Annotated in this window: 12 protein-coding genes; 5 read left to right on the top strand and 7 right to left on the bottom strand. The window is 64.2% G+C overall.

All coding sequences use genetic code 11. The annotated features are described in order from the left end of the window. Positions 1 to 91 precede the first annotated feature (91 nt). Positions 92 to 1,978, top strand: coding sequence for an ABC transporter ATP-binding protein (locus tag QRN51_RS05280; protein WP_284988924.1), 1,887 nt, complete (start codon positions 92 to 94; stop codon positions 1,976 to 1,978). Here the strand turns inward: QRN51_RS05280 and QRN51_RS05275 are convergent. Next, positions 1,968 to 2,645 (bottom strand): response regulator, encoded by a 678-nt coding sequence (locus tag QRN51_RS05275; protein WP_284988923.1) that lies wholly within the window; start codon positions 2,643 to 2,645, stop codon positions 1,968 to 1,970. The two genes, QRN51_RS05280 and QRN51_RS05275, sit on opposite strands and share 11 nt — an antisense overlap. Continuing rightward, positions 2,642 to 5,290, bottom strand: a complete 2,649-nt coding sequence (locus tag QRN51_RS05270) for a DUF4118 domain-containing protein (protein WP_284988922.1) — start codon at positions 5,288 to 5,290, stop codon at positions 2,642 to 2,644. Before QRN51_RS05270 ends, QRN51_RS05275 begins: the two co-directional genes overlap by 4 nt. Positions 5,291 to 5,642: 352 nt before the next feature. Here QRN51_RS05270 and QRN51_RS05265 point away from each other — a divergent pair, with 352 nt between their 5' ends. Together QRN51_RS05265 and QRN51_RS05260 are read left to right on the top strand one after the other, a co-directional pair. Continuing rightward, positions 5,643 to 7,382 carry a hypothetical protein gene (locus QRN51_RS05265; protein WP_284988921.1) on the top strand — a complete coding sequence of 580 codons (1,740 nt, stop codon included), beginning with the start codon at positions 5,643 to 5,645 and terminating at the stop codon, positions 7,380 to 7,382. After that, positions 7,366 to 8,019: a hypothetical protein gene (locus QRN51_RS05260; RefSeq protein WP_148667552.1), complete on the top strand. Its 654-nt coding sequence runs from the start codon at positions 7,366 to 7,368 to the stop codon at positions 8,017 to 8,019. Before QRN51_RS05265 ends, QRN51_RS05260 begins: the two co-directional genes overlap by 17 nt. 51 nt (positions 8,020 to 8,070) lie before the next feature. Here QRN51_RS05260 and kdpC read toward each other — a convergent pair whose 3' ends face one another. The 4 genes from kdpC to QRN51_RS05240 are packed head-to-tail and all read right to left on the bottom strand — an operon-like array spanning position 8,071 to position 12,566. After that, positions 8,071 to 8,679: a K(+)-transporting ATPase subunit C gene (kdpC, locus tag QRN51_RS05255; RefSeq protein ID WP_059388763.1), complete on the bottom strand. Its 609-nt coding sequence runs from the start codon at positions 8,677 to 8,679 to the stop codon at positions 8,071 to 8,073. A 9-nt stretch (positions 8,680 to 8,688) separates the two neighbouring features. Continuing rightward, positions 8,689 to 10,815, bottom strand: coding sequence for a potassium-transporting ATPase subunit KdpB (kdpB, locus tag QRN51_RS05250; protein ID WP_284988920.1), 2,127 nt, complete (start codon positions 10,813 to 10,815; stop codon positions 8,689 to 8,691). Continuing rightward, a complete protein-coding gene (kdpA, locus tag QRN51_RS05245; protein WP_284988919.1) occupies positions 10,812 to 12,479 on the bottom strand; it encodes a potassium-transporting ATPase subunit KdpA in 1,668 nt (555 codons plus the stop codon). Before kdpA ends, kdpB begins: the two co-directional genes overlap by 4 nt. A gap of 6 nt (positions 12,480 to 12,485) precedes the next feature. Further along, on the bottom strand, positions 12,486 to 12,566 hold the full coding sequence (locus tag QRN51_RS05240; RefSeq protein WP_284988983.1) for a potassium-transporting ATPase subunit F: 81 nt from the start codon (positions 12,564 to 12,566) through the stop codon (positions 12,486 to 12,488). Between the two features lie 385 nt (positions 12,567 to 12,951). Here QRN51_RS05240 and QRN51_RS05235 point away from each other — a divergent pair, with 385 nt between their 5' ends. Then, positions 12,952 to 14,928, top strand: coding sequence for an APC family permease (locus QRN51_RS05235; protein ID WP_059388766.1), 1,977 nt, complete (start codon positions 12,952 to 12,954; stop codon positions 14,926 to 14,928). A 33-nt stretch (positions 14,929 to 14,961) separates the two neighbouring features. On the opposite strand, the gene QRN51_RS05230 is transcribed toward QRN51_RS05235, so the two are convergent. Beyond that, on the bottom strand, positions 14,962 to 15,198 hold the full coding sequence (locus QRN51_RS05230; protein ID WP_059388767.1) for a hypothetical protein: 237 nt from the start codon (positions 15,196 to 15,198) through the stop codon (positions 14,962 to 14,964). A 188-nt stretch (positions 15,199 to 15,386) separates the two neighbouring features. On the opposite strand from QRN51_RS05230, the gene QRN51_RS05225 reads away from it, so the two are divergent. After that, a complete protein-coding gene (locus QRN51_RS05225) occupies positions 15,387 to 16,019 on the top strand; it encodes a hypothetical protein (RefSeq protein WP_059388765.1) in 633 nt (210 codons plus the stop codon). The last annotated feature ends 38 nt before the right edge of the window (positions 16,020 to 16,057 follow it).

Genomic DNA, 16,057 nt, shown 5'->3' with positions numbered 1-16,057 from the left:
CTAGCAATTTGACCTGTAGCCACATAGTGAGGTAACCTCTGTATTAGTAGGCGCGATTCCCGCGCCCCGCTCGCCACTGGAGGTGGTGCTTATGACGGAGAACATCCTCACCCAAAATCCCCATCGACCGGGCGTCGGAGCCCGAAGTCCCGGCCGCGGCCCCGCCCGCCTCAATCCCGCGGACCGTACCCAGTTGAAACAGCACCCCGTGAGCCTCAAACGGATCGCCGGGCTGTTCGCCCCGCACAAGGCGACCATCGCCGTCGTCGTGCTTCTCATCAGCGCTTCCAGCATCATCGGCCTGGCGCAGCCGTTCCTGGTCCGCCACATCATCGACGTCGCGCTACCCGGCAAGGATCTGCCGCTGCTCGCGTGGCTGGCCGCCGGATTGATCGCCGTGGCCGCCGCAACCGCGCTGATCGGCGTGCTGCAGACGTGGATGACCACGGGCATGGGCCAGAAGATCATGCACACCTTGCGCACGCGCCTGTTCACCCACTTGCAAAAGCAATCGCTCGGATTCTTTACCCGGACCCGCAGTGGCGAGGTGCAGTCGCGGTTGAACAACGACATTTCCGGCCTGCAGCAAGTCATCACCTCCACCGCGACCGGTGTTGCGTCCAACCTGACCACGGCCATTGCCACCGCCATCGCCATGGTGGCCATTTCGCCCGGGCTCTCGCTCTTGTCCCTGATAGTGATACCGCCGGCTGTTTGGTTCACCCGCCGGGTGGCCCTGCTCCGGCGCAACATCACGTCAACGCTGCAAAGCGAGCTGGCCACCATGAACACCCAGGTCGAGGAAGGGCTGTCAGTCTCCGGCGTCAGGCTCTCCAAAACCCTCGGAACCACCAAACGCGACGCCCACCGCTACACGGAAAGCTCCAAAAGGCTGATCGGCCTGGAGATGCGCTCCCAGTTGGCCGGCCGCTGGCGCATGTCCACCATGGGCATAATCTTCTCGGCCATTCCGGCGCTGATCTACCTCGCCGCCGGACTGCCCGTCACCAGCGGCGGCATGACCATCGGCACGCTCGTGGCGTTCACCGCGCTGCAAGGCGCCATCTTCCGCCCGGTCATGAGCTTGCTGGATCTCGGCGTCCAATGGGTCACCGCAATGGCCCTGTTCAGCCGCATCTTTGAGTACCTGGACTTGGCTCCCGAGATCACTCCCCCGGCGCGGCCCGTCCCGCTGGACCCGGCCGCAGTGCGCGGCGAGGTCCGCTTTGAGGGCGTCCGTTTCGCGTACGACGGCGGCACGGACGTTCTGCTCGACGTCGACCTCACGCTTCCGGCCGGCACCAGCACCGCAATCGTGGGCCCCACGGGCTCCGGCAAATCGACGCTGGGCTCGCTGGTCCCGCGCCTGCATGACGCCACCGCCGGGCGGATCACCATTGACGGCGTCGACGTGCGCGACATCGCCCCTGAGGACCTGACGAAAATCGTTGGCGTGGTGTCCCAGGAGACGTACTTGATTCACGACACCATCCGGGAAAACCTGCTGCTGGCTGCACCCGGCGCGGACGACGCAGTGCTGTGGAGCGCGCTGGCCTCGGCACAGATCGCGGACCTGATCGCAAGCTTGCCCGACGGCCTGGACACCATGGTCGGCGCTCGGGGCCACCGCTTCTCCGGAGGAGAACAGCAGCGCTTGGCGATTGCCCGAACCATCCTGCGCAATCCGAAAGTGCTGGTCCTCGACGAAGCTACCTCCGCCCTGGACAACGCAACCGAGGCCCATGTCCAGGCGGCGCTCGACCGGCTGGCCGTCGGCCGGACTACGCTCACCATCGCCCACAGGCTCTCCACCGTGGAGAAAGCCGATCAGCTCGCAGTGCTCTCGCGCGGTGCCATCGTGGAGTTCGGAACGCCCGGAAACCTTCGCGATTCAGGCGGCGCGTATGCGCGGCTTGTCGAGGCCGGGGAGACTGTGGAGTTTGCCGATCATGCTGCCGCAGCCCGCCTCACGGCATGAACCGGTACCCGATCCCTACCTCGGTGATCAGGTGGCGCGGGTTCCCGGGCTCCGGTTCCAGTTTCCGGCGGAGCTGGGCCATGTACACGCGCAGGTAATTGGCCTCCTTGGCGTAGGCCGGGCCCCACACCTCGCTGAGGAGCTGCTGTTGGGTGATCAGCTTCTCGGGATTGCGCACGAAAAGATCCAGGATCCTCCACTCCGTCGGCGTGAGGCGGACGTCTTCGCCGTCGCGCGTCACGCGTCTCATGGCAAGGTCCGCAGTGAACGATTCAGTGACCAGCACGGGCGCTTCTTCGCCCGGGTCAGAGGTGCGCCGCAGGATCGCCCGGAGGCGCGCGAGCAGCTCGTCGAGTCCGAACGGTTTGGTGATGTAGTCGTCCGCGCCGGCGTCCAAGGCTTCCACCTTGTCGTCCGAGCCGTGACGTGCGGAGAGGACCAGGATGGGTACGCTACTCCACTCACGCAAGCGGGTGATGACTGTGGTTCCGTCGATGTCTGGCAGCCCCAGGTCGAGGATCAAGACGCCAACCGGGTGCTGGGCGGCAGAGCGCAAGGCCGATTCGCCGTCGGACGCTGTGGCCACAGTGTAACCGTGGGCTTGGAGCGTAATCCGCAAGGCCTTGACGATGTGGGGATCGTCGTCCACCACCAGGACGTGGCTCATCCCGCCTCCCTGGAGGCGCTATCCGGACTGCCCGAAGGCGGCATGTGGCGGTGCTGCAAAAGAACGGATTGCGCCTCCAGGGGAGCTTGCGCCTCCTCGTGCGGGAACGCGACCCCTGTGGATAGCGGAAGCCGGATGACCATGGTCAGGCCGCCGCCCGGAGTCTCTTCCGCGGTGAGCGTGCCTCCCATCGCCTCCGTGAATCCCTTGGCCACGGCGAGCCCCAAGCCAACCCCGGTGGTGGAAGGGACGTCGTTGAGCCGCTGGAATGGCTGGAACATCCTGACGACGCTTTCGGCGGGGACTCCTTGGCCGTGGTCGATGATGCGCAGTTCTCCGGACGGCCTCCCGTCCAGGGTGGACGAGCTAAAGCCACCAGCGGCTCCCACCAGCACAACATCGGAATCCGGAGCGTACTTGATGGCATTCTCCACGATGTTTGCGATAACGCGTTCCAGCATCCCGGCGTCGGCGTCGATCTCCGGCATGTTCCCGGGCAGGTCGACGCGCACCCGCCCCGGCGGCATGCCATGGAGGGCCGTGGGGATCACTTCGTACCAGCGCACCGGGCGAATGAGGGCATTCACCGAGTCCGAGGTAATGCGGGACATGTCCAGGAGGTTCCCCACGAGGACGTCGAGCCTGTCCGAGCATTCCTCGATGGTTGCCAGCAGTTCCTGTTCCTCCTCCGGTGTGTAGTGGACGTTGCTTTGCCGCAAGCCGCCGACGGCCAATTTGATCCCGGCCAGCGGAGTCCGCAAGTCGTGGGAGACCGCGCGCAGGATGGAGGTTCGCATGGTGTTGCTTTCGGCCAAGCGCCTGACTTCACGTCGGCTTGCCGCCAATTGCCGCCGCTCGAGCTGGGCCGAAAGGTGCGCGCCGAAGGCGCTGAGTAGGCGGCGGTCGCTGGCTGGCAGGATGCGGCCGGACAGGACCAGGCGGGTTCCGGCGTCGATCTGTTCGGTGTTTTCGCCGCCGCCGGCAGGGAGGGGTGCGGCCTCTCCGGCCTTGGCGACGAGGCGCCAGCCGCCCGCTGTCCCGCCGCCCGGGCCCGCGGCGCCAGCCCTGTACAACGCAGCCCCGCGCATCTGGAATACGTCCAGCGCTTGCTTCAAAAGTCCTTCGACGGTGTCCTCGGCGCTCGATGCCCCGCGCGTGAGGTCACCCAGGGTGGTGGCCTCGGCACGGGCACGGGCGGCTTCCTTGGAGCGCCTGGCCGAGACGTCCACCACGGCCGCAACAGCGGCTGAAACGCCCACGAAAACCAGCAACGCGATGATGTTCTCGGGGTCGCTGATGGTCAGGGTCCCCACGGGCGGTATGGAGAAGAAATTCACCAACAGGCTGCTCCACAAGGCACCGAGCAGAGCGGGCCACAACCCGCCCACCAGGGCGACGGCAACCGAGCCCGTCAACTGGAGGAGCACCGCCGTCGTGATGTTGTGCGAAGGACTCGCCGCCAGCAGGAGCTGCAAAAGAACCGGCAGGACCACCGCCATAGCAAACCCGACGATCACCCTTGTGCGGCCAAGGTCCCGCTGCCGTGGACGGTCCACGCCCCGGCCGCCCAAGGGATGCGAAACCATGTGCACGTCAATATCGCCGGAGTCACGCACCACCCGGTTGCCGATCCCCCGCCCGGTCAGCCTGGCGACGAGGCTCCGGCGCCGGGAAATCCCGACGACGATCTGCGTCGCGTTCACGCTGCGGGCAAAGTCAAGCAAGGCCTTCGCTGGGTCCTCCCCTGCCACCGTGTGGTAGCTGCCACCCAAGTCCCGGACCAACAGGCGCTGGGCTTCCAGCGCCTGCGGAGATTCCGAGGCCACACCATCAGCGGCGCGGACGTGCACGGCGAGCAGGTCGCCGCCATTGACGCGCTTGAGGATCCGGGCGGCCCGGCGGACAAGGACCTCCCCTTCCGGCCCGCCTGTGAGGCCGATGACGATGCGTTCGCGGGCGGGCCAGCTCGCCTCGATCCCCTGTTCCGAACGGTACTTCGCGAGCCCTTCGTCCACGCGGTCGGCCAGCCACAGCAGCGCCAGTTCCCGTAATGCCGTCAGGTTGCCCATCCGGAAATAGTTGGACAGGGCAGCGTCGATCTTGTCCGCCGAATAGATCTTGCCGTCGCCCAGCCGTTGCCGCAACAGCTCCGGTGAGATGTCCACAAGATGGATTTGATCGGCACGCCGCACGACGTCGTCGGGCACTGTCTCCGCCTGCCGGACGTCGGTGATGGCACTCACGACGTCACCAAGGGAAGCCAGGTGCTGCACGTTGACGGTGGAGAGGACGTTGATGCCGGCGTCGAGCAGTTCCTCGACGTCTTGCCAGCGCTTTGCGTTGCGGCTTCCGGGGATGTTCGAGTGGGCGTATTCGTCGACGACGGCGATGCGCGGCTTGCGTGCCAAGACCGCGTCGACGTCCATCTCTTCAAAGCTGGTGTCCCGGTACGCAATCGTGTGCGGCGGGATGACTTCCAATCCGTCCATCAAGGCACGGGTGTCGCTGCGCCCATGGTCCATGGCGAAGGCCACCACCACGTCTTCACCGCGGCCGCGCAGCCGGTGAGCCTCCTCAAGCATGGCGTAGGTCTTCCCTACTCCCGGGGCTGCCCCGAGGAAAATGCGCAACGTTGCCCGTGCCATGTGGTCATTCTTTCACTTGTTTAACGCGTCGGTTGCCCGCAAGAAAGCCAGCCTTTTTGACCGGCGCGTCTGCCCGCCGGGGAACTTTCGGAGCGGTAGTCTCACGATCAGCAATACATGTGCCTCGGGGGATGGTTCTCTTTACGGCTGCGTCACCGCGGCCACTGTCCTTACCGACCGTGGCTTCGGTTTGAGCGTGGCGGTAAAGGAGAAAGCAATTACTGGCATACAAGATAGCCCCAGGATGTCCACCGGGCGCGCACGCCTTCAATTCCCCCGTACACAGCGCCTCCATCGATTCGGAGCCGCAATAGCAATTGGCGTTTGCCTGTCCCTGTTGCCCGCCCCGGCCATGGCAAGCCCAACACCTGCACCGTCACCCTCAGCCTCCACGGACTCCGTGGCACCACAGGTTCCCGGGACCGGGGTCCCCGCGCAGGTGCCTGTGACGCCGTCGCCATCATCGACGACGTTACCCGCGCCCGGGCCGACCGGTCCGGCCCCGACGCCGGCTCCCACCGCGACGCCGGTTCCGACACCGGGCGCCACGCCGCCAAAGGCAATCGAACCTTCGCCCACCACGTCAGCCACCCCTGCACCTTCCTCCACAACCGTAAAGGCATCCGGCTTCGCCGTCCTTGGCGCGATCGGCGCCAAGCACGAAAGCCTCGGCGGTGACGCCGGCGGACTCGGCCCGGCGATTGCGGAGCAACAGTGCGATCTCCCCGGAGGGGCTTGCCGGCAGCAATTCCAGAGGGGGTGGATCTACTTCGTCCCGGGATACGGGACGTTCGCAGTTTGGGGCGCGATCAACGGCCGCTACCAACAGCTGTCCGCAGACACGGGCGGTCTGGGGTACCCGAGCAGCGACGAGCAATGCGGACTGCCTGGAGGGGCGTGCCGGCAGCAATTCCAACGCGGATCCATCTACTTCGTCCCGGGATACGGGACGTTCGCAGTTTGGGGCGCGATCAACGGCCGCTACCAACAGCTGTCCGCAGACACGGGCGGTCTGGGGTACCCGAGCAGCGACGAGCAATGCGGACTGCCTGGAGGGGTATGCTCCCAGCAGTTCCAACGCGGATCCATCTACTTCGTCCCGGGATACGGGACGTTCTCCGTTGTGGGCGCCATCAGTGGCCGCTACCAGTCCCTGGGCGGCCTCAGCGGCTACCTCGGAGCCCCGCACGGTGACGAGCAGTGCGGCCTGCGGTTCGGCGGCTGCTCGCAACAGTTCACGCGGGGAAAGATCTACTTTGCGATAGGCGCCGGAACCCAGCCGGTTTGGGGCGGCCTTGGCAGTTTCTACGACTCCCGCCATTCCCAGGACGGCGTCATCGGGTACCCCGTCACGGGCGAAGCCTGCGACGGGGCCGGGAACTGCAGCCAGAGCTTCCAGTTCGGACAGCTTCAGTGGATCAACGGTGGAGGTGTCAGGTACACGATCTCCACCGCAGGGTACTGCCCCGCTTTGAACTCCGGCGCCGTGAAGTACCCGACTAACGGGGCGCAAAGGGTGTCCCTGGCGGTAGCGGACGCGTACCGGGCAACCCAGGTATCGATGATCACCTGCGTCCGCAGGCCCGGTGACGGGCAGTACGTGAAGGAGTGGGGCGCGATCGGCTCCGCCGGGGAGTCGGGGTTCGCCGGTCCCGGCGTGGCAACCGGCCCCACTTGGCAGGCGTTCTCGCCCACTGGTTCGTTCACGGTGACCGAAGCGTTCGGCCTCGGCAACCCGGGAACGGCCCTGTCCTACCGGACGCTGAACCAGTTCTCGCGCTGGGGCGGCAGGCTCAATGCGAACTACAATCAGTACTTCGAATCCAGCTCGGACATCTTCCCGGACGAGAACATGTGGTACTTCGCGACCCGGCCAACGCACGATTATCGTCAGGGAGTGGTCATCAATTACAACCGGCCACCGGACTCGCCAATCATCATGAACGCCGGATTCGCGATCTTCATGCACGGCAACAACAAACCCACCTGGGGTTGCCTCGCGTTCAACGATCCGGACTTGCTGCAGTTCATGCACACCGCCCAGGCCGGGGACCGGATTGTGATGGGAGTAGGCTATGAAATCTTCTGGTAGGAGCGTCCGCACCTGGGCGGTGCCACTGTCCGTTGCCCTGGCCGGGCTCTTGCTGACTGCTTGCCAGGGCGGCCCGGAGCCAAGTGGCTCAGCGGCGAGCCCGGCACCAGCCAGCGCCCCGGCCTCTCCAAAAACCGATGCCACGGCCTCCCCGGGCACCACGGCCATGGACGGCAGGATCATCGGGACCCCCGACGCGCAGGCCTGCAAAGTGCCTGGCACAGACGAGATCCGGCAAAAGCTTGGAGCCATTGCCGCGCAGATCCAGCAGGGTGTGCAATCAGTCACGGAAACCCAAGGCGTAAAAGAAACGAGTTGCACTTTCAGCTTGGTGGGTGTGCCCAACGGACAGGATCCGGATCCGGGCAACGCCCTGACCATTTCCACAACCGTGTACCCGGACACGGCTGCCTTGGGCAAAGTGGAACTGCCTCGGCTCATGATGTCCCCCAAGTCCGTCGACGGCGCAGGCGAACGGGCTTGGTACGCGCGGAACCAGTTGTCCTCGAGTACCGAGTACGTCCTTGAATCAGCTTCGAAGAACGTCATCACGAGGATCACGCTGGCCGTCCCTGTCCAAGCACCGCCGGTCGAACAGTCCCAGGACAAACTCACCTCGCTACTGCAAGCTCCCTGACACGGGACGGCCAGCCACTTCACATGGCCGGTTTCCTTTAATTGGTTTCCTTTATTTGGCTGCAACTGCCGCCACGTCCAGGTTCAGCTCGGTGACGTTGACGGACGGCTGCCCAAGGAAGGCCTCAAGTCCGGTGACGGTTCGGCGGTCAACCATGGCCTGCACCGTCTCGGGACTCAGTCCGTGCGCCTTTGCCACCCTGGGCACTTGGAGGCGGGCGTAGGCAACCGAGATCTGCGGGTCCAGCCCTGAACCGCTCGCCGTCACGGCGTCCGCGGGGACGTCGGACTCCTTGACACCTTCCGCAGCGGCAACGGCGGCACGGTTGGCTTTGACGGCGTCGAGCAGTTTGGGATCGTTGGGTCCCAGGTTGCTGGCAGTGGATGCCCCCGGGTCCCACTTGGCCGCCGAGGGGCGGGCGTGGAACCACAGCGGGTTCTGGGTGCCGGCGTCGTTGGCAGAGACTTGCGCGATCAGGGCAGAAGCGGCGGGCTTACCTGCCGCGTCTTTCACGATGGAGCCATTGGCCTGGAAAGGCGCAACGGCCTGGCCGATACCGAAAATCGCCAATGGGTAGATCAATCCAAGGACCACGGTGGCCAGGAGCAAGAACCGAAGTGCCGTTCCTGCTTGCCGAAAATAGCCGGGAAGGGTGTTCATGGTTGTCTCCTAGCCGATGCCGGGGATGAGGGAAATGAGCAGGTCGATGAGCTTGATCCCGATGAAGGGAGCCACAAGACCGCCGAGGCCATAAATGGCCAGGTTCCGGGCCAGTGCCTGGTTTGCCGAGACAGCGCGGTACTTGACCCCCCGCAAGGCGAGCGGCACCAGGGCAATGATGATCAACGCGTTGAAGATCACCGCGGAGAGGATGGCCGAGGACGGCGAGGCCAGGCCCATGATGTTCAAGAGCCCGAGTCCGGGAAAGGCGCCTGTGAACAGGGCTGGCACGATTGCGAAGTACTTCGCCACGTCGTTGGCGACCGAGAACGTGGTCAAGGCGCCGCGGGTGATGAGCAACTGTTTGCCGATGCCCACGATGTTGATGAGTTTGGTGGGATCCGAGTCCAGATCCACCATGTTGGCAGCTTCCTTGGCAGCCGGAGTACCCGAATTCATGGCGACGCCGACATCCGCCGCTGCCAGCGCGGGGGCATCGTTGGTGCCGTCGCCCGTCATGGCCACCAGCCGGCCGTGCGCCTGTTCTTCCTTGATGACAGCGAGTTTGTCCTCCGGAGTGGCCTCGGCGACGAAATCGTCGACGCCTGCCTCTGCAGCGATTGCCTTGGCCGTGATGGGGTTGTCACCCGTGATCATCACCGTCCGGATGCCCATCCGGCGTAGTTCGGCAAAGCGGGCATGCATGCCCGGCTTGACCACGTCGGCGAGGTGGATCGTGCCGAGGACCCGGGCTCCGCCGTCGTGCCCGACGCCGGCCACCAACAGCGGGGTGCCGCCCTGGGCTGAGATTTCCCGCACCTTGCGGTCCACTTCGGCGGGCGTCTTGCCACCGGCGTCCGCCACGAACTTCGCGACGGCGGCAGCGGCGCCCTTGCGGATCTTCCGCCCGTCGAGGTCCAGGCCGCTCATCCGCGTGCTCGCGCTGAACTCGACAATTGCGAACTCTTCCGTTCCCTTCAGGAGAGCGGCAAGGTCCGGGCCGCCGACGCCCTTTTCCGCTGCGAGATCCACGATCGAGCGTCCCTCCGGCGTCTCGTCGGCAAGGCTGGATAGCCGGGCAGCCTCGATGAGTTCGGTCCGCTCGACGTCGTGGGCGGGGAAGAAGTTGACCGCGCGGCGGTTGCCGTAGGTGATGGTGCCGGTCTTGTCGAGCAGGAGGGTGGTGATGTCTCCCGCGGTCTCCACGGCGCGGCCGGAAGTGGCCAGGACATTGTGCTGCACCAAGCGGTCCATGCCAGCGATGCCGATCGCCGGCACGAGCGCGCCGATCGTCGTCGGGATCAGGCAGACCAGCAGCGCCACCAGCACGATCGGCGATGGCGTTGCCCCCGGCAGGGAAGCGAACGGCGCCAAGCTCATGGTGACCGCAAGGAACACGATGGTGAGCGAGACAAGGAGGACGTGGAGGGCGATTTCGTTGGGCGTCTTTTGCCGAACAGCGCCTTCCACAAGCTTGATCATCCGGTCAATGAACGTTTCGCCCGCCTCAGCCGTAATGCGAACGGCGATGCGGTCCGAAAGGACCTTGGTGCCGCCGGTCACGGAGGAGCGGTCGCCACCGGATTCACGGATCACGGGCGCCGATTCACCCGTGATGGTGGATTCGTCCACGCTCGCCAGGCCCTCGATGATCTCGCCATCGGAGGGGATGACGTCCCCTGCTTCGCACATGACGACGTCGTTCTTCCGCAGTTCCGTTCCCGGCACTTCCTTGAGGGTGCCGTCCTCCAGCCGAAGCCGGGCAACGACACCTTTCCTGCTGGCCCGGAGACTGTCTGCCTGGGCCTTGCCGCGGCCCTCGGCGATGGCTTCCGAGAGGGTTCCGAAGAGCACCGTCAGCCAAAGCCAGATTGTCACCGATATGCCGAACACTGCTGGCTTGAGGATGCAGATGGCCGTGCAGAGAGCCGCCCCTACCAGCACGGTGAACATCACGGGAGAGTGGATCATCTGGCGTGGCCCCAGTTTCCGTACTGCAACCGGCAGCGCAGTCCGGATACTGGCAAGGTCCAGCTTTGCCGGTGCCTTGGTGTGGTGCTTGTGCTCTCCCGGAGTTCCCAGGGGATTTCCGTCTGCGTAGGTCCGGGCGGCGGTGTCCGTTGTGGACGGGGTCATTTGAGGAGTCCTTCTGCGAGGGGGCCCAGGGCGAGGGCAGGGAAGTAGCTCAACGCCGTCATGATCACCGTGACGGCGAGCAAGAGCGAACCGAAGAGCCAGCCATGGGAGGGCACTGTTCCGGCGGATGCCGGGATCCGGGCCTGTTTTGCCAGGGATCCTGCCAGGGCCAACACCAGCACGATGGGGAGATAGCGGCCAAGCAGCATGGCGATTCCCATCATGGTGGACAGGTAGGGGCCCGAGGTGGTGATACCGGCGAACGCGGAGCCGTTGTTGTTGGCTCCGGAGGTGAAGGCGTACAGCACTTCGCTGAATTGGTGCGGTCCGGTTGCAGGGGCGTTGGCAACGGCGTCCGGGAGAAGGACGGTGATTCCGGCCGTGGCCAGCACGATGACGGGCGTCACCAGGATGTACATGGCCGTGAGCTTCATTTCCCGTGGCCCGATCTTCTTGCCCAGGAATTCCGGAGTGCGGCCCACCATGAGCCCGGCGATGAACACGGAGACGATCGCGAGCATGAGCAGGCCATAGAGCCCCGACCCCGTGCCGCCCGGAGCCACCTCGCCGAGCATCATGTTGACCATGGCCACGCCGCCGGCCAAGGGCGGAAGCGAATCATGGGCCACGTTGATCGCTCCCGTTGAAGTCAGGGTGGTGGCCGTGGCAAAGATGGAGCTCTGCGCCGCGCCAAAACGCTGTTCAAAGCCCTCGCCCAAACCGCCTGCTGCCGCCGTTGCCGTTCCCGCAGCGCCGGCAACGGCCCAGCCCATCAGCAAGGTGGACGCCAGCCAGAGCATGCCCATGACACCGACTACTGTGTGCCCCTGCCGCTGGTCCCCCACCATGCGGCCATAGGCGTACGGCAAGGCAGAAGGAATGAGCAGGATCAAGAAGACCTCGAACATGCTGATGAAGACGTTCGGGTTCTCAAACGGGTGCGAGGAATTGGCGTTGAAATAGCCGCCGCCGTTGGTGCCGAGGATCTTGATGGCCTCCTGGGAGGCCACCGCCCCGCCGGGAATGGTCTGGGTGACGCCTGTTGCTTGGTTGACGACCTCGGTGGACCAAAAGTTCTGCACCACACCGCCAATCACCATCACGATGGCCGCGAGCGCAGCCATCGGAAGCAGTACACGGAACGAGGTGCGGGCAAGGTCCACCCAGAAATTCCCCAGCCTGTCAGTCCGGGTGCGAGCGATGCCGCGGATCAGGGCAATCACCACCACGATTCCGACTGCGGCAGAGAGAAAGTTCTGCACGGCCAGCAGGCACATCTGTACGAAGATGCCCATGGTGGTCTCGGGGACGTAAGTCTGCCAATTGGTGTTCGTCGCGAAGGAAATGGCCGTGTTCATGGCCGTCCAGGGATCCACGCCTGCCAGGGAATTGTTCCCTGGCAGGACGCCTTGGAGCCGCTGGAGCAAGAACACCACCAGGATGGACACTGCAGAGAAGACCAGGACACTGCGCAGGTAGATCGACCAGCTCTGTTCGGCGCCGGCATCCACTCCCGCGAGGCGGTAGAACAGCCTCTCCGCCCGTGATGACTTCTTGCCGTCAAACACGAGGGCAAGGTAGATGCCCAGGGGCCTGTGCACCAAGACCAACAGCAAGAGCAGGACAACCACTTGGGTGAGGAAGGAGGCAACGCTGAAAACCATTCCGCATCACCACTTTTCCGGGTGGATCAACACGGCCAACAAGTAGCCGAACAGACACAGGCCTGAAATGAACAGGACCAACCACATCACGGCGTCCGCGCTCATTGCCCGCTCACCGGCCCATCGCCGTCGACGATTTTGCCCAGAAGGTGGGCAATCCACATCACGATCCCCATGGACACCACGAAGATCCCCACAACAGCCACGTCGGCCATTGGAACGTCCTTTCATCCGCGCCCCGTTTGCGGGGCTGATGCCAGTCAACTCCCCGGCAGACGGCGAAAATCGGTTCCTGATGGTTCCTTAACACCGCAGGGCCGAATCTTGACGGCTTCTTAACAGGCGCAAAGTGGATTCCGGGAAATCGACGTTAAGGATTCATCAAGATCGGCTTCAACCAGCGAAAACACCTGTGGCCGGTGTTATGTTCAGCAATGATCGCGGTGCCTGCGCGTCGCGCGGAAAGGACACCATGACTACCTTGAGCAGGCCCCCGGCTGATCCTTCGGCCCCACGGCCCGGAGGCATGGCCTCCCTTCGGACATGGTTGCTGTTCGGACTGCAAGACTCCAAAGGATCCCACCAAGGACCTGGTGCGGTGGGCGATCCCCATCTGAAGAAGCATTCGTGGTGGCAGGTCATGTGCCTCACCGGCGTCGACTATTTCTCCACCCTCGGCTACCAGCCGGCCATCGCAGCCTTGGCCGCCGGAGTGATTTCGCCGTTGGCCACCATCGTCCTGGTGGCCGTCACGCTGCTGGGTGCCCTGCCTGTGTACCACCGCGTCGCAGGTGAAAGCCACCGTGGCGAGGGATCAATCGCCATGCTTGAGCGCCTCTTGCCACGATGGGGAGGAAAGCTCCTCGTCCTCGTTCTCCTCGGGTTCGCGGCAACGGACTTCATGATCACCATGACCCTCTCGGCCGCGGACGCCACGGCCCACGCAATCCAGAATCCACTCGCCCCGGGCTGGCTGCAGGGACAGAACATCCTGGTCACTTTGTTCCTTCTGGCCCTGCTGGCCGCAGTATTCCTGCGCGGATTCAAGGAAGCCATCGGCGTGGCGGTGGTTCTGGTCATCGTCTATCTGGGCCTCAACGTCGTGGTCGTGTTCTCAACGTTTGTGGAAGTGTTCGCACATCCGGTCGCAGTGGGTGACTGGTGGCATGCACTTTCCACTTCGCACGGAAACCCGTTCATGGTGATCGGCATCGCGCTACTCGTTTTCCCCAAACTCGCCTTGGGCCTGTCCGGTTTCGAGACGGGAGTCGCCGTGATGCCCCAGATCCGCGGACGTGCCTCGGACACGGAGGAAAACCCTGCCGGACGGATCAAGGGAACCCGCCGTCTCCTGACCACGGCCGCGGTCATCATGAGTTCGTTCCTGATCGCCACCAGCTTCACCACCGTTGTGTTGATTCCGGACCAGGAATTCCAAACCGGCGGCCAGGCCAATGGACGGGCCCTGGCATTCCTTGCGCACCAATATCTCGGCGTGGGGTTCGGCACTGTCTACGACCTGAGCACCATCGCCATCCTGTGGTTCGCAGGCGCCTCCGCCATGGCGGGGCTGCTGAACCTGGTCCCGCGGTACCTGCCGCGATATGGAATGGCACCGGGATGGGCCCGGGCAGTGCGCCCCCTCGTGTTGGTATTCACCCTCATCGGGTTCCTGATCACCTTCCTGTTCAACGCCGACGTCGACGCCCAGGGTGGCGCGTACGCCACCGGGGTGTTGGTGTTGATGACGTCGGCCGCCGTGGCGGTGACCCTCTCCGCCCGCCGTTTGAGGCAGCGCAAGCGCACCGTCGGATTCGGCGTCATCGCCCTTGTCTTCATCTATACGACAATTGCCAACATCTTCGAACGTCCCGAAGGCATCCGGATCGCCGCGATCTTTATCGTGGGGATTATCGTGATCTCCCTGCTTTCCCGGATCCGGCGCTCGTTTGAATTGCACGCGACCCACGTCCACCTGGACCGCCAGGCGCTGGAATTCATGTCCACCAACCTAAGTGGCCCGATTGCGCTCATCGCCCACGAACCCCTCCGCCTCACCGCGGAGGCCTACCGGGACAAACTCACCTCAGCGATCGAGGTCAGCCACATTCCGGTGGATTACCAGGCGCTCTTCCTGGAAGTGATTGTGGACGATTCCTCCGACTTCGAAACCGCGCTCGAAGTCCACGGCGTGGTTCGGCACGGACACCAGATCCTCGAAGTCCACGGCCCGGTGGTCCCCAACACCATCGCCTCGGTGCTGCTGCACATCCGCGACGTGACCGGCCTCATGCCGCACATCTACTTCCGCTGGACCGAAGGCAACCCGGTCATCAATCTCCTTCGCTTCCTGTTCCTGGGCGAGGGAGAGATCGCTCCAGTCACCCGGGAAGTGCTGCGTGAAGCCGAACCCGATGTCAGCCGCCGCCCGTGGGTCCACGTGGGCTAAGCGCGGCTACAAGGTGGCCTGACGGCGATGCCGTCAGGGCCGCTCAGGCACCTCGCCGTTCGCTACCGCTTCGATCCAGTCGACCGCCTCGTCCGAGAAATAGAACCCCGAAGGCCCGTTCTCACCAACCCACCAGGCATCGGAAGTAACAACACCTCCAACTTGGGCGATCTCGGCAAGCACCTCGGGGGACACTGCGTCGCCATTGTTCTCGATCAGCCATTCTTGGGTGGACGGCTTCAGCTTCGGCCACCAGTGCTCGATACTCATGGCCGAAGTCTGCCATGCCTGCCCCATTTGCTCGAGCCTTGACCGTTAAGAGAGTGCTAAATCTCCGCCCTGCCGCATATGGAAACCGTAAAGACCACCGGTGGCGGGTCCTTTCGGTGATCTGATCGAGTGAAGAATTCACGGCCACCCGGGCTGTGGACTGGTCCTCCGCAGGAGCTGACGTAAGCATGAAGCGCTTTGGCTTTACCCACGGAACGGCACCCGACACCACGGTTCCCGGCAGCAGCCCGATCGACTATGTTGTGGTCGACGACGTCGGTGATTTCTCGTACTATCCGTCCGAGGCCGCCATGCTCGACAACTTGGAATACGTTGACGAAGCAGCATGCATCCTTGACCGAGCCGGAAACGACTACCGCCTGACCATGGATAAGGACAGGCACCTGCGCCTGGGCCCTTCGTTGGGCACTGTCGAATTCAACTGGCTCCGCCAAGCGTGGACAACCAACCAACGTCGGAATATGCAGACCCACCCCTTACAACGGTTCTCCCCGGAAACGTTGGAAGCCCTCCTTGCCGGATTGTTTGAAATGCTTTACCTCGAACAATCCGGCAGGACCACGGATGCGCCGTGGGTGTTGGAGGTGGATGGCGAAGTAACCCATCCTGCGACGCTCCAAGAAGTCAACGGCCTCCTCACACGCGACGATCACCTCGAACGAGTCACGGTGCATGACCCATTCGGCCACGACTATCAGCCAATCCGACACGCAGGGCACCGCTTCTCCTTTCCCACCGGGAGGTCCATCTACTACGTCGAGGTTCCTGGGAGATTCAAGCGGGACGGCGTCCACCACTGAGGCCACCCGCACGGCACGCAAATACTTCTCCGCACTTG

The organism is Arthrobacter sp. efr-133-TYG-120 (assembly GCF_030209785.1).
GTDB lineage: Bacteria > Actinomycetota > Actinomycetes > Actinomycetales > Micrococcaceae > Arthrobacter.
This window is presented reverse-complemented; position numbering and strand designations above follow the sequence as displayed.